Source organism: Pseudomonas sp. Q11, from assembly GCF_024494355.1.
Classification (GTDB): Bacteria; Pseudomonadota; Gammaproteobacteria; order Pseudomonadales; family Pseudomonadaceae; genus Aquipseudomonas; species Aquipseudomonas hefeiensis.
Genome location: NZ_JAKNQY010000002.1, coordinates 133,313 through 147,774, shown reverse-complemented (window position 1 = coordinate 147,774; position 14,462 = coordinate 133,313). Strand labels below are relative to the sequence as shown.

Genomic DNA, 14,462 nt, shown 5'->3' with positions numbered 1-14,462 from the left:
GATGGGACTTGCTGCTTCGTGACAACATCATTCACGCCCGGCACGCCATTCGCGTAATCGTAAGTCAGCTTTCGCGCCGATGCTCAGGAATGGCTGGGGAGGAAGGTTTTTTGGCGAGTCATAATTGGAGAAAATCTCAACCAACTGCGAGTTCAGCCCCACGACTGCCTCGGCCGCCGCGATCCCGGCAGCCGTAGATTTCGAAGCCCCCAGGCCGTTGCACGCACAAGCGGCGAATAACCCGGGCTCGATTTCGCCAAAAATCGGCACGCTGTTCCAGGTCAAGGCCATCGGACCGCCCCATCGATATTGCATCTTCACGCCTGCGAGACCGGGGAAGCGATCAGCGAACTTGCCATCGTGTACGCGTCCCGCACTGCGTACATGGCCTTCATTGATTTCCAGCCCCGCGTGATAGGAATAACGCGAACGGATCAGGATGCGGTCACCCGCAGCACCACTGACCCGGCGCACAGTCGTGCCCATGGGCAGCGCCGGCGTGGCCGCCCAGTCGCGTTTACCGTTCAGGCGTCGTGGGTCGAAAGGCTCCGACATCGACGCATAGGTGAAGACATGCAGCAGTTGCCCAGGAAACAGACCAAAACTCTGTGCATGGCCGTTGTTGGCCAAAATGACGCGTTTGGCCGCTACAGTGCCCTTGGACGTTTTCAGTGACCAGCCTCCCGGCTGCTTGTCGAAGGACCGGACCGCAGAGTGCTCATACAGCGTTACCGGATTGCGCAGACTGTCTGCAACCGCTCGTATGTAGGCCGCTGGCTGCACCATCACCGTACCGGGCATGTAGAGCCCGGAAGTATAGAGTTGGCTCCCCGTCACCTCATGAATGCCTTTGGCATCCAGGATTTCATGGGACTCATTGAGCCCTTGCAATTGTCGGGCATAAGCCTTGATGTGAGCATCGCCTTTCTCGCTGATAGCCACACTGTAGCGACCGCATGGGTCAATGATATCGCGCGCCCAGCCGTGCTCCTGCGCCATGTCCGTGGCCAAGCCGATCGCAGTCCGGTAGAGCGTGATGTCCCGTCGAGCCCGGTCGGTTGATGAGCCACCGAAATCTTCCGAGCTGACCTCATGGGGCAAATCAATAATGAAGCCTGAATTGCGCCCAGTGGCACCCTCTGCGACAACGCCGGCTTCCAGTATCGCAACCCGCAGAGTCGGATCGAGCTGGGATAACCGTCGCGCGGCAGAGAGACCGGCAAAGCCGGCACCGATGATCGCAACGTCAACGGTCACTGCGCCTTCCAGCGGGAGGGTCGGTATGCGCGCAGGAAGCATGGCCACCCAGGCGGAAAGACTGCTGTTTTTTGGAAATTTAGTGGCCACGTACATGACTTGCTCCCAAGATCGTCAGGCGAGTTCGGACTCGAGAGCGATCAAGGGCTCAAGGGCTGTCTTTAGCACGGCGATCTTCTCAGCAGGCAGACGAGCCAATGGTCGGCGAGGATTCCCCGCTCCATAGCCTGTGATCTCGGCACCGGCATAAACCGATTGCACGTAATCACCCTGCCAGATCAACGACATCACCGGCTCGATCGACCGCCAGATATCCCGGGCACGCGTCCAGTCCTGCTCCATGGCGGCCTTCACTACCGCAACACAAGAGCGCGGCGCCATGTTCGCCCCGCCCCAGATCAGACCCGCTGCACCGGCAAAGAGCGCGTACGGCACCAGTGGATCAGCGCCATTCATTGTCGGCAGCCCCGTACGAATCAGCGACGCCTGCGCCGCCAGATCGCCGCTGCTGTCCTTGACCGATACGAAGTTCGGAATTTCGCTCAGTTGGCGAAACAGATCCGGGGTCACTTCCACGCCCACCGCCTGAGGCACGTTGTAGCCAATGATGGGCAGTCCGGCTTCAGACACGGTGGAATAGAAGTCGACGATGCCCTGGTCATCGGTGGGGCCTTCGAAAAATGGCGGAAGCACCATGACGCCGTCCGCGCCGCACTCGGCGGCATGTCGGGTGCGCTCCACCACCTCGTCAACCAATAAGGCAGAGGTTTGAACGATGACGCGGGCACGCCCGTTAATGACTTTGGCGCCAAAGGCAACCAGTTGCCTGGACTCTTCTTTGCTCAGGTAGACATGCATCCCTGTCCCGGAACTCAGTACGAAGCCATGCACGCCGGCGGCGAGATAGCGCTCGAGCAAGGCCTCAAAGCGCGGATAGTCGATCTTGCCCCGGGCATCAAAAGGCGTGGTGACCGCGAGGTTGAGACCGGGAAAAGCGAAGGCAGACATTGACTCAAACCCCTTCTTCGTCACTGGAAAGATCCAGCCAGATGGTTTTCAGTTGGGTGTACTGATCGTGGGCATGCAACGAGTTGTCGCGGCCACCGAAACCTGATTGCCTGTAACCCCCAAATGGTGTGGTGATGTCACCTTCTCCAAACGAGTTGACGGTCACTGTCCCGGCCTTGAGGGCACGGGCGACCCGCATGGCTTGCTTGCCGTTGTCCGTGAACACCGAAGCGGCGAGTCCGTAGTCCGTGTCGTTGGCCACTGCCACGGCCTCCTGAAGGCTGCTGACAGTGATCACGGTGAGGATCGGGCCGAAGATTTCTTCACGCGCAGGTCTTGCGTCATTGCTTGAGGCTTCGATGATGGTCGGGTGTACATAGCGCCCTTGGCTGGTCTGCCCGCCGAAGAGCACCGGCTCACCCTGGCCCAGGTAGGAACTGACCTTGCTGAAATGTTCGCTGGACACCAACGGGCCGACGCGGTTGGCCGGATCGAGTGGATCACCCACATGCCAGTCGCTGGCGAAGTGCTTGATGCGCTCGATCAGAGCAGGTTTGATGTCCTCATGCACGATCAGTCGGGAGATCGCCGAGCAGTTCTCCCCCATGTTCCAGAACGCACCGTTCACGATATGCGCGGCAACACTGTCCACATCTCGGACATCGTTCAGAACGATGCAAGGGTTCTTGCCACCCATCTCCAGCACCACTTCCTTGAGATTGGTCTCGGCGGAGTATTTCAGGAAACGACGCCCGGTATCCGTCGAGCCGGTGAAAGAGATGACGTCGATATCCGGGTGACGGCCAATGGGCTCACCGACCTCAGCCCCGCCCCCGGTCACAACGTTGAAGACCCCGGCGGGGATGCCGGCCTCCAAGGCCAACTGAGCAACGCGCAGAGTCGTCAACGACGTTTCTTCCGCCGGCTTGACCACCAAGGAGCAACCCGCGGCCAGAGACGGGCCGATTTTCCAGGCCAGCATCAACAGCGGGAAGTTCCAAGGCAAGACCAGGCCAACCACGCCGATCGCCTCACGGACAACCAAAGCGAGATGACCGTCGGAGGCAGGCGATACCTGGTCATAGATCTTGTCGATGGCTTCGGCGTGCCAGCGCAGGCAGTTAATGGTTTCCGGCACATCGACGGTCTGGCAGTCGAAAATGGTCTTGCCGCTGTCCAGGCTTTCCATCACCGCGAGTTCCAGCGCGTTTTCTTCGATCAACGCAGCCAGGCGCAGGATCGCCTGCTTACGCGCACTGGGATGAAGCTTTGACCAACGACCATCATTGAACGCGGCCCGCGCGGCGGTGACGGCCACGTCCACATCGGCTGACGAACAAGCGGCCACATCGGCAAGGTGCTCGCCATTAGCGGGATTGACTGTACTGAACGTTGCCCCGGAAAGTGCCGAGCGTATTTCACCATCGATCACAGCCTTGTTTGGCAAGGTCAGCTGCCGAGCAATGGACTGGTATTCTTCTGTTGTTTTCAACTGAGTCATTATGGTCTTCCCCGCATTCTTTTTTTTGAGCGATAGATACCGACAACGTGACCACTACAACGGTTACCGGATCGGCACTGATGGGCAACTCGTTACTCATTCGAATGCTGCTGATAGTCGACGCCGAATAACCAACGCCAACGGAAACTGAATGTCCGGGCAGGCGAATACGACACGAACCGCACCAATAACCAGCACTCGTATTTGTTCGTTCAGGAAAGAAGGGTCAATCCTTCACCTTGAGACACGCGTTAGTTCTTGGCTCTCAAGGTGAAAGAATAAAGACAGGCGGGAACAGCACACAGCGACTTTTATGTGGAGCAACTGATGATCTGCGGTTATGTAAGGGCTACGTCCGGCTCCTCTAACCCGCCCCTGTCGAACTGTGCCAGGAGCCAGTCGCGCAGCTTGCAGCAGCTTGCATCGCGCGCTTTGTCTTCATTGAAGTTCAAATAGTGAAGGGTTTCCTTGTGCACCAGCTTTTCCTCGACCGGGCGCACCAGCAGCCCCTTCTCAATCAGCGGCGCTACCAGATGATCCCAACCCAACGCCACGCCCTGATTGCCCAGCACGAGCTGGATCAAGAGACTGTAGTCGTTGGCGTTGAAAAAGTGAGACGCCTTGCTGGAGCGCGCCTTGAGGTCGATATCGTAGTGGGCGAGCCATCCATACCAGTCCAAATGCTCGGCCACTTGCGAGCGCCCGAAAGGGCTGAGGTTCAGTAACGCGCTGTCGCGAAGGCCATGGATGGATTGCAGTTCCGGATGCTGCTCCAGATAGAGCGGTGTGCACACTGGGTAAATGACGTCGCACATCAGAGGCTCGCTGTGATAGCCGTCGTGACTCTTCATCATCTTGCAGATGATGATATCCGGATGCACCCCCGTATCCATCGACAGGAAGTTTTGAGTCACCACCAGGTTGAGATCAATCTCAGGGTAGGCTTCGAAAAAAGCCGGCAGTCGCGGCCCGAGCCAAAAGTTGGTAAAGGCCGGCGAACAGCACAGCGTGACCACATGCTTGGAGACAGCGTTATTGCGCATACGCTCAGCGGCTTGAGCGATGCTACTGAATGACAACTGCACGACATCATAGAAGTTGGAGCCGGCGTCGGTCAGCCTGACGGCACGCCCTGCCCGATCGAACAGCTCGGTCCCGAGATGCTCTTCCAAATCCCGTATATGGCGACTGATGGCGGCCTGCGTCACGCAGAGCGCTTCAGCGGCCCGGGTAAAATTCTGATACCTGGCTGCGGCCAGGAAAGCCTTGACTGCGCGCAGCGAGGGCATCTTGATCAGCGCCTGATCGGGCTCGGTCTGCTTAACCATGACAGTAGATCATCATTACCCCATAAAAAATGTCGATTCTTCAGGCCTATGGCCTCGTCCTAGACTATTTGCAAGCAGTGGCAACCGGAATTCAGGCGCATCCATGCCGTAAGGCTAGCTGAATTGGACGCAGCGTTGAAGCAAGTTCGCAGAGTGGCCAAGTCAGCGACTCATTTGCGCAACCGGAAACGCTGCACTAAGCCCCGATAATAAGGAGTGCATGAAAGAAATGCCTAAGTACACCGATGTATTAGACCTGATCAAGCAGCGCAAACCGCAGCATGCTCTTCCTGGCGCTGCTTATTCTGATGCCGATCTGTATCGCCAGGATCTGGAGCAGATTTGGCATCGGGCGTGGATTTTTGCGGGGCACACTTTTGAGCTGGAGAAAGCAGGCCAGTACCTGACCCTGCAGATCGGTGATTACCCGGTAGTCGTTGTACGAGGAAAAGACGGTAGCGTCCGGGCGTTCCACAACGCGTGTCGTCATCGTGGTTCAAAGGTCTGCACCGAGGAAAAAGGCAAGGTCGCGAAGCTGGTCTGCCCCTACCACAAGTGGACGTTCGAACTCGATGGCAAGCTTATTTACGCCGGCAACATGGGCCCGGACTTCAACGCGGCCGACCATGGGCTTATACCGGCGCATTGTGAAGTGGTGCACAGCTACATTTATGTCTGCGTCGCCAAGGTGGCACCGGATTTCGAGAAGTTCCGCAGCGCTGTTTCGCCGTTCATTGGCCCGCACAATCTGGAAGACTGCAAGGTCGCCTTCGAAGCTCACCTGGTCGAGAAAGGTAACTGGAAACTCGTCTTCGAGAATAATCGCGAGTGTTATCACTGTGACGGGACGCACCCTGAGCTGCTGAAGTCGTTTGTAGAAAACGTATCTGTCCAGGGCATCGGCGGTGACGAAGATCCGGAGCTTGCCGCCCACTGGAGCGCCTGCGAGGCAGCAGGTTTGGCGAGCCGGATCAACATGGATCCTGAAGGTCAATATCGGATGACCCGGATCCCCCTCAGCGACGGAGCCAGCAGCTACACCATGGACGGCAAGCCTGCCGTCGCCAGACGCCTGGATCGCAGTGGGGTCGATAATATCGGCGCGCTGCTGTACTTCAATTATCCATCGACCTGGAATCACTTTCTTGGCGACCACGCATTGAGCTTCCGAGTGCTGCCTAAAGGTCCGGGCGAGACCGTCGTAACCACCCGCTGGTTGGTGCACAAGGATGCACAGGAAGGGGTGGACTACGATATCGAGCGCCTGACCAAGGTCTGGATGGCGACCAACGACCAGGACCGACGCCTGGTCGAGGGAGCACAGGTCGGCGTCACGTCACCTGCCTATCAACCGGGCCCTTACTCACCACTGGTAGAGAATGGCGTCAACCAGTTCGTCGACTGGTACTGCGAGGTCATGACCCGACGCCTGACGGAAGCAACTTCAAGCGTTCTATAAGCAGCGCAAACCGAGGCGGACCGGGCATAAACCGTCCATTTGATTTAATTGTTTCTATGCATAAATAAGAACATGGCATTGGACGCCCTATAAGGCGATTAATGTCATACCGGGGGCGCTTCAGCCAGGGATGACTAAAAAGTTCAAGGCAGGACTATGGCGCACCGCAATGACTCACGTTCGGCATTCGAACGGACTGCCAATATGCGCTTGCCCTCCAGCTGTAATAGCGACCGGGACAAGTTAAATATTTGGTCATAAAGATAAGAAGAGGGTCGTATGAGCCATGACGATGAAATTCTTTCGGTCAATAACATTTTTAAGGTCTTTGGCTCTAATCCAGACATCGCCATGAAAATGCTGCGCAATGGCGCCGACAAGAATGAGATCTTTAATAAAACCGGCCATGTGGTCGGCGTATTTGATGCAAGTTTCTCGGTCAAGCGAGGCGAAATTTTCGTGATCATGGGGCTGTCAGGTTCTGGCAAATCGACCATGGTGCGTTTGTTCAATCGCCTGATCGAACCCACCTCGGGGAGCATTCACCTCAACGGCCGCGAAATTACCGGGCTTTCGGATAAAGCCTTGCTCGATGTACGGCGCAAGGAAATGGGCATGGTGTTCCAATCCTTTGCACTGATGCCCCACATGAGCGTGCTGGAAAATACCTCCTTTGGCCTGGAAATCGCCGGCGTGCCGGAGAAAGAACGCCATCTGCGCGCCCAGGAAGCCTTGAGCCAGGTGGGTCTGGCGGGCCACGAGCACAGCTACCCACATCAACTGTCTGGCGGCATGCAACAACGTGTCGGGCTGGCCAGGGCATTGGCCAACGATCCGACGATCCTGCTGATGGACGAGGCATTTTCGGCCCTCGACCCACTGATCCGCAGCGAGATGCAGGGTGAACTGATCCGTCTGCAGGCTGAACAACAGCGCACCATCATCTTCATCTCCCACGACATCGAGGAAGCCATTCGCATCGGCCATCGCATCGCGATCATGGAAGGCGGCCGGGTCGTGCAGATCGGCACCCCGCAGGAACTGATCAACCAGCCGGCGACGGACTATGTGCGCAACTTCTTCAAGGGGTTCGACAGTTCGAGAGTCCTGACGGCCGGGGATGTGGCTCAACTGGATCCGGAAATGATCTGCCGGGTGAACGGTAAAGCGCCCAGTTTCAAAGCAGGCACACCCTATGGCTACCTGATCGACGAGCAAGATCAATTGCTGGGTGTCGTTGATACCGATGGCAACGGGAGCGTAGCGCAGGACGTTGCAGGTCAACGCCACAGTCTGCATGAACAACACCCCGTATACCTCGATACACCGCTGCATGACGTGCTGGATATCGCCGCGACACTTCCTTATCCAGTACCGGTGCTTGACCGCGCAGGTGCCCTCAAGGGGACGCTTTCCAAGAGTCAGCTACTTCAAACCCTGAGTCGCCATTAAGTGTCGATGCAAACAAAAAAGAGGTAGCCACCATGTCAGATTTCAGTTTTTTAGACCCCTTCCAAACGGCGATCATCCCGTTGGGCGAATGGGTGCAAAACGCGCTCAACTATCTCGTCCATAACTTCCGGGACGTGTTCCGGGCGGTGCGCTGGCCAATCGATCAAGTGCTCAACGGCATTGAGTTCATCCTGCAAAGCATCCCGCCGACTATCGGAATCCTGATGTCGTCGCTATTGGGTTGGCAACTGGCAGGCAAGCGCATGGCGCTGCTTTGCCTGGTGACCTTGACCCTGCTCGGTATGATTGGGGTGTGGTCCGAATCCATGACCACGCTGTCCCTCGTCCTCACTTCGGTGTTCTTCTGTGCGTTGTTCGGGGTGCCGTTGGGCATTCTCAGCGCCAGGAACGACCACCTGGAACGGGCCATCAGACCTGTCCTGGACGCCATGCAGACGCTGCCGGCCTTCGTCTATCTGGTGCCGGTGGTGATGTTATTCGGCATCGGTAACGTCCCCGGCGTTCTGGTGACCATCGTCTTTGCCCTCCCTCCCCTGGTACGCCTGACTAATTTAGGTATCCGCCAAGTGCCGGAAGACAAGATCGAGGCGGCCCGCGCTTTCGGCTGCACGCCTCGGCAGATGCTCATGCGCGTGCAACTGCCATTGGCCACGTCAACCATCATGGCGGGCCTCAACCAAACCCTGATGCTCTCCCTGTCGATGGTGGTCATCGCTTCGATGATCTCTGTCGGCGGACTGGGCCAGATGGTCCTGCGTGGTATCGGCCGCTTGGACATGGGCTTGGCCACCGTAGGGGGGGTCGGGCTGGTGTTGCTCGCGATCTTCCTCGATCGCCTCACGCAGGCCATGGGCGAACGCATCAAAGCCGATCCAAGTTTACGCTGGTACCACACCGGTCCGGTCGGGCTTGTCATGCGCCTCTTCGGCTCACGCCAGCCTCCAGCGCAGCGCAAGACTGCATGAAATTTCGATTAGAACTGCCGCACTCAACTAAAAAAACGAAGAAAGGTATGTGACATGTGCGAATTGAAACTCTCCCGCAACATCCGGCGGTGCATCTCGACTGTCGCCCTGACCGTCTTGTCATTCCATGCCGTGGCCTCGGCCGACAAGCCCGGCGACGGTGTATCGGTAACACCGATCTTTCCTTCCATCGCCGAAGAGCACTTTCGGGGTGAAATCGCCATGGAGGGCCTGCGTGAACTTGGGTACAAGCTCAAGGAGCCGAAGGAAACCGAGTACTCCGTGATGTTGGTGGCCTTGGGCAGTGGCGACGCGGATTTCACCGTGCACATGTGGGACAACCTCCACGACACCTTCTACCAGAAAGCGGGTGGTGACGAGGACATGATCAAGGCAGGCGATATCATGCCTGGAGTATTGCAGGGCTATCTGATCGATAAAAAGACGGCTGATGCCTACAACATCAAATACCTGACGGACCTCAAGAAGCCAGAGATCGCAAAGCTGTTCGACGTCGACGGCGATGGTAAAGCGGACCTGACCGGCTGCAATCCCGGTTGGGGCTGTGAGCTCACCATCGACCATCACCTCAAGGCCTATGATCTTGAGAAAACGGTCAACCACAATCGCGGCTCCTACTTCGCGCTGATGGCAGACACCATCACCCGCTACAAACAGGGCCAGCCGATCCTCTATTACACCTGGGTACCTCAGTGGATCGCCGGTGTGTTGGTCGAAGGTAAAGACGTGGTATGGCTCGAAGTACCGTACACCGACCTGCCAGGCGGCAATAACAAAGTCGACACCTCCTACAAAGGCAAGAATCTCGGTTTCGCCGTAGACAAGGTAGAGGCGGTACTTAACAAAGACTTTGCCAAAGAAAATCCAGCGGCCTTGAAGTTTCTTTCCCAGATGCAGATCAGCACTGACGACGAAAGTGCGCAGAACCTGAGAATGCAAAAGGGTGAGAACAAGCCAGCGGATATCACCCGGCATGCCAAGGAATGGATTGCCGCTCACCGCCAGCAATTCGACGCCTGGCTCCAAGCTTCCCGGGCTGCGGCCCAAGCCAGCAAGTAACGGCCCTCCTCCTTCGCCAGGCGCACTTGTGGCCTGGCCACCCAGCCTGGCCTTGAATGACTGATGTGCTGTGTCCGATGGTTATCCAGTAATGAAATCAGGATGGAATTCATGACGACTTCACCTTTTTCTGTTCCGGCCGGCGCTCGCCGTATCGACCCAGCCAGGCAGCGCGCAGCTGCGCTGAAAGCCGACGGCTCCGTCGACGACAACAATCGCGTCGAGATAGGCCCTACGCCGCTGGCTTTCGCGGAGTGGGCTCAACTGGGCCTGCAAGCGCCTCATCTACCGACCATGCGCCAATACCGTCTGCAGCGGATCGTCGACCAACTGGTCGCTCGCGACCTTGGCGGCATCCTGTTGTTTGACCCGCTGAATATCCGCTACACCACCGACACCACGAACATGCAATTGTGGACGACCCATAATCCCGCGCGCGCGTGTTTCGTCGCGGCCAGCGGCCATGTAGTGCTGTGGGATTTCCATGGCTGTGATCACCTCTCCGCCCACTTACCGTTGGTTACCGAGTTACGCAGCGGCGCGTCGTTCTTCTATTTCGAGACCGGTGAACACACCGATCGCCATGCCAGGCATTTCGCAGGCCAGCTCGACGAGCTGCTGCGTCAACACGCCGGAGCCAACCGGCGCCTGGCGGTAGACCGGATCGAAGTCGCAGGCTTACGCGCACTGGATGCACTCGCGGTCGAGATTTGCAGCGGCCAGGAAGTGACCGAGTTTGCGCGGATGATCAAAGGCCCCGATGAAATCAAGGCTATGCGCTGCGCGGTGGCTTCATGCGAAGCGTCCATCGCCGAAATGCATCAGGCACTACGGGCAGGAGCAACGGAAAACGATGTCTGGGCCGCCCTGCACTCCGGCAATATCCGCCGGGGCGGCGAGTGGATCGAAACGCGAATACTCAGCTCCGGCCCACGCACCAATCCGTGGTTCCAGGAGTCCGGCCCACGGGTATTGAACGATGGCGACTTATTGTCGTTCGACACGGACCTGATCGGCACCTACGGCATGTGCGTGGACATGTCCCGCAGTTGGATCTGTGGAGGACTCGAGCCAACAGCCGAACAGAAGCGCCTCTATCGAATTGCCCATGACCATATCATCCATAACACCGAGTTGATAAAGCCAGGCGTACGCTTCACCGAGCTGACCGCCAAGGCGCACCGCCTGCCCGAACCCTGCCGGGCTCAACGCTACGGCGTGATTTACCACGGTGTAGGGCTGTGTGATGAATACCCAAGCATTCGCTACCCGGAAGACTTGGAGTCCTACGGATACGAGGGTGAATTACTGCCGGGCATGGCGCTTTGTGTCGAGGCGTATGTGGGAGAGGTGGGAGGGCAGGACGGGATCAAGTTGGAGAACCAGGTGCTGGTCACGGAGACCGGCTATGAACTGCTCACCCACTATCCCTTCGACGACAGTTTCCTGCGGGATACAACGCCCAATTGATGAGTCAATCGATTGAGACCGGCAAGCGATCAAGCGTAGGTTTTCTCCTGCTTGATAACTTCTCCCTGGCTTGCTTCACGCAATGCCTGGACGTGCTGGTGACCGCCAACCTCATCCGGCCCGGATCTATAAAAGTCCATACTTTCAGTCGCAACGATTGCGAAGTCATCCCCGTTAGGCCTGGATTTGCTCGCCGAATGCGTTCGACTGTCCAAGCGCCAAATCCAACGCTTGTTTCGCGAACAAATCAGCACGTCCCCCCAGCGCTACTACCTGGAGCTGCGACTTAGAGAAGCGCGTCGCCTGATACAAAACTCCAGACTGTCAGTCACTGATGTCGCCATTGCCTGCGGTTTCGTCTCCACCCCTCATTTCAGTAAGTGCTATAGCGCCATATTCGGCCATCCCCCGTCGAAAGAAGATCGCTACGAAATATAGCGTTTGCTGGCAGATAACCTCGGCTGTGCCGCCGGACGTTCGTTTCACTACGTGCGGCCGCGCGCCCACCTGCCTGCTCTTTGGCTACGGGTATCCCCCTATTTGCCTGGCACCAACTTATAACGCAGGGTCATGTATTGCCTTCAATAAATGTTAGTTGTTGCGCCAGTGTTGCCCCCCGTAATCTGCATACGAACCAAAACCGCAAACTATTTTAATAACAGGGCACTGTATGAACTTCGATGGCGTGTGGACTCCCGTTGTAACTCCCTTTAATACTTCGGGTTCCGTGGACTTCAGGTCGCTGGAAAACATCATTGACTCACTTATCGAACAAGGTGTGCATGGCCTGATCGTCGGTGGTACGACGGGCGAATACTATGCCTTGTCCCACGATGAACGGCTGGCGCTTTTCGATTTCATCGCCGACTACGCCAAATCGCGTATTCCCTTGATGGCGGGTATCAACGCCACCACCACCCAGGAAAGCCTCACGCTGGGCCTTCATGCAAAAAAAGTGGGCTTCAATGCCATTCTTCTTGCCGCGCCCTACTACTGCCAACCGACGCAACAAGAACTGCTGATCCATGCCTTGAGCGTCGATGACGCGCTCGACATGCCCATCATGCTCTACAACTTTCCGGCCCGGACCGGGACTGAAATGTCGTGGGCGTTCATCAACGGGCTCAAGGGCCGCCCCAACTTCCAGGCCATCAAGGAAAGCACCGGCTCGATTGAACGCATGCACGGGCTGCTCAACGAACACACTGATCAGCTGCAAGTGAGCTGCGGCATGGACGACCAGGTGCTGGAATTTTTCACCTGGGGCGCCCGCAGCTGGGTCGCTGGCGCGTCCAACTTCCTTGCGCCAGAACATGTTGCACTGTACCAGGCGTGTGTCGTGGAAAAGGACATGATCAAAGGTCGGGAACTGGCTACCCGGTTGCTGCCGATGCTCAACCTGCTCGAACAAGGCGGCAAGTTCTGCCAGTACATCAAACACGGCTGCGAATTGGCCGGCCAGCCGGTGGGTGTGACCCGCCTGCCTTTGCAACCGCTCAGCGACGCAGAGAAAAGCGCATTCAAGATTGTTTATGAACAGCTGACGGCTCATCGCGCCTGACCCATACGGCGGAGACGCTTGCCATGCAGCTTCAGTGTAATTTCCTACCTCAAAACGATGGTCAACCCGGTTGGTACGAAACGCTGCCACCGCCCGCCCCCGCCAACCTGCTCAAAGGCGCCGTCAGGGCCGACTGGGCGGTGCTCGGCGCAGGCCTGGCGGGTTTGGCTGCCGCCCGGAGACTGGCCGAACTTCTACCCGAGGCGTCGATTGCGTTGATCGACGCCAAGCGAGTCGGTTTCGGTGCGGCCGGACGCAACTCCGGCTTCATGGTGGACTTGCCCCATGACCTGACGTCCCACAGTTACACCTCCGACCGGACCGCCGACCAGCGAATCATTCGGTTGAGCCGTGGCGGCATCGATTTCATGCGCCAGATCGTCCAGCGCGAAGGCATCGAGTGTGATTGGCGCGAGCAGGGCAAGTTGCATGGCGCCGTCAATCCGCAAGGCATCGCCGCACTTGAGTCCTTTGCCAAAGGGCTGAGCGAATTGGGGGAGCCCTACACGATGCTCGATGCCGCGCGGATGAAAGCGATCACCGGTACCAACTTCTACAAATCGGGGCTGCATGCCCCCGGTTGCGTACTCGTTCAACCCGCCGCGTTATGCAGGGGCCTGGCGCAATCGTTGCCGGTGAACGTCACGTTGTATGAAGACAGCCCGGTATTGAACATTGAGCTTGGCAAACCTCATGCGCTGACGACCGCCCAAGGCGTGCTTTCGGCACCACGCATGGTCATGGCCAACAATGCCTACGCGGCACCGTTCGGCCAGCTGGGGCTCAAGGGTCGGTTGCTGCCCGTCTACACCTACGCCAGCCTGACCCGAGAGCTGACCGCCGAGGAGCAGGCCCGCCTGGGCGGCGAGCAAAGCTGGGGGCTCATTCCCGCTGACCCGCTGGGCACCACCGTGCGCAGGCTCGCCAATGGCCGGATTTGCATCCGCAACTCTTTCACTTACAACCCTCGCCTGGCAGCGAGTCCCCGTACGCTTGAGCGTGTACGCCGCGCTCACTGCCATTCCTTCGAGGCACGTTTTCCAATGTTGCCGGGCGTGCAGTTCGAATACACCTGGGGCGGCGCGCTGTGCATTTCGCGCAACTCCGGATCGGTCTTCGGCGAGATCGCCCCGGACGTGTTCAGCGCCGTGTGCTGCAACGGCTTGGGCCTGACCCGCAGCACCGTGGCAGGCAAACTGATCGCCGAATACGCCGTGGGAATGGACAGTGAGCTGCTGGACATCATGCTCGATCAACCCGACCCCTGCTGGAATCCCCCGGAACCTTTCCTGGGCCTGGGGCTGCGCTCTTCCATTGCCTGGAAGGAGTGGCAGGCAGGTGCGGAACTCTGATTGCCTGA

Annotated in this window: 10 protein-coding genes and 2 pseudogenes; 8 read left to right on the top strand and 4 right to left on the bottom strand. The window is 57.9% G+C overall.

The annotated features are described in order from the left end of the window. Positions 1 to 27: 27 nt before the first annotated feature. The 4 genes from MA884_RS02795 to MA884_RS02780 form a co-directional block, all read right to left on the bottom strand. Positions 28 to 1,353, bottom strand: a complete 1,326-nt coding sequence (locus MA884_RS02795) for an FAD-binding oxidoreductase (RefSeq protein WP_256228914.1) — start codon at positions 1,351 to 1,353, stop codon at positions 28 to 30. An 18-nt stretch (positions 1,354 to 1,371) separates the two neighbouring features. Then, positions 1,372 to 2,265 carry a dihydrodipicolinate synthase family protein gene (locus MA884_RS02790; protein WP_256228913.1) on the bottom strand — a complete coding sequence of 298 codons (894 nt, stop codon included), beginning with the start codon at positions 2,263 to 2,265 and terminating at the stop codon, positions 1,372 to 1,374. Between the two features lie 4 nt (positions 2,266 to 2,269). After that, positions 2,270 to 3,766: an aldehyde dehydrogenase gene (locus MA884_RS02785; protein ID WP_256228912.1), complete on the bottom strand. Its 1,497-nt coding sequence runs from the start codon at positions 3,764 to 3,766 to the stop codon at positions 2,270 to 2,272. A gap of 338 nt (positions 3,767 to 4,104) precedes the next feature. Continuing rightward, positions 4,105 to 5,094 (bottom strand): LysR family transcriptional regulator, encoded by a 990-nt coding sequence (locus MA884_RS02780; RefSeq protein WP_256228910.1) that lies wholly within the window; start codon positions 5,092 to 5,094, stop codon positions 4,105 to 4,107. A gap of 229 nt (positions 5,095 to 5,323) precedes the next feature. Here MA884_RS02780 and MA884_RS02775 point away from each other — a divergent pair, with 229 nt between their 5' ends. The 8 genes and pseudogenes from MA884_RS02775 to MA884_RS02740 all read left to right on the top strand — a co-directional run bounded on the left by MA884_RS02775 (position 5,324) and on the right by MA884_RS02740 (position 14,454). Beyond that, on the top strand, positions 5,324 to 6,553 hold the full coding sequence (locus tag MA884_RS02775; protein ID WP_256229187.1) for an aromatic ring-hydroxylating dioxygenase subunit alpha: 1,230 nt from the start codon (positions 5,324 to 5,326) through the stop codon (positions 6,551 to 6,553). Between the two features lie 279 nt (positions 6,554 to 6,832). Next, a complete protein-coding gene (locus tag MA884_RS02770; RefSeq protein ID WP_256228909.1) occupies positions 6,833 to 8,005 on the top strand; it encodes a glycine betaine/L-proline ABC transporter ATP-binding protein in 1,173 nt (390 codons plus the stop codon). Positions 8,006 to 8,016: 11 nt separating this feature from the next. Then, a pseudogene (gene proW, locus MA884_RS02765) lies at positions 8,017 to 8,991 on the top strand (glycine betaine/L-proline ABC transporter permease ProW); the annotation flags it as partial. 54 nt (positions 8,992 to 9,045) lie between these two features. Continuing rightward, a complete protein-coding gene (proX, locus tag MA884_RS02760) occupies positions 9,046 to 10,071 on the top strand; it encodes a glycine betaine/L-proline ABC transporter substrate-binding protein ProX (protein WP_256228908.1) in 1,026 nt (341 codons plus the stop codon). Between the two features lie 111 nt (positions 10,072 to 10,182). After that, positions 10,183 to 11,541 carry a dimethylsulfonioproprionate lyase DddP gene (gene dddP / locus MA884_RS02755; RefSeq protein ID WP_256228906.1) on the top strand — a complete coding sequence of 453 codons (1,359 nt, stop codon included), beginning with the start codon at positions 10,183 to 10,185 and terminating at the stop codon, positions 11,539 to 11,541. 171 nt (positions 11,542 to 11,712) lie between these two features. Next, a pseudogene (locus tag MA884_RS02750) lies at positions 11,713 to 11,979 on the top strand (helix-turn-helix domain-containing protein); the annotation flags it as partial. 232 nt (positions 11,980 to 12,211) lie between these two features. Next, positions 12,212 to 13,102 (top strand): 4-hydroxy-tetrahydrodipicolinate synthase, encoded by an 891-nt coding sequence (dapA, locus tag MA884_RS02745; protein WP_256228905.1) that lies wholly within the window; start codon positions 12,212 to 12,214, stop codon positions 13,100 to 13,102. A 23-nt stretch (positions 13,103 to 13,125) separates the two neighbouring features. Further along, positions 13,126 to 14,454: an FAD-binding oxidoreductase gene (locus MA884_RS02740; RefSeq protein WP_256228904.1), complete on the top strand. Its 1,329-nt coding sequence runs from the start codon at positions 13,126 to 13,128 to the stop codon at positions 14,452 to 14,454. Positions 14,455 to 14,462: the final 8 nt, after the last annotated feature.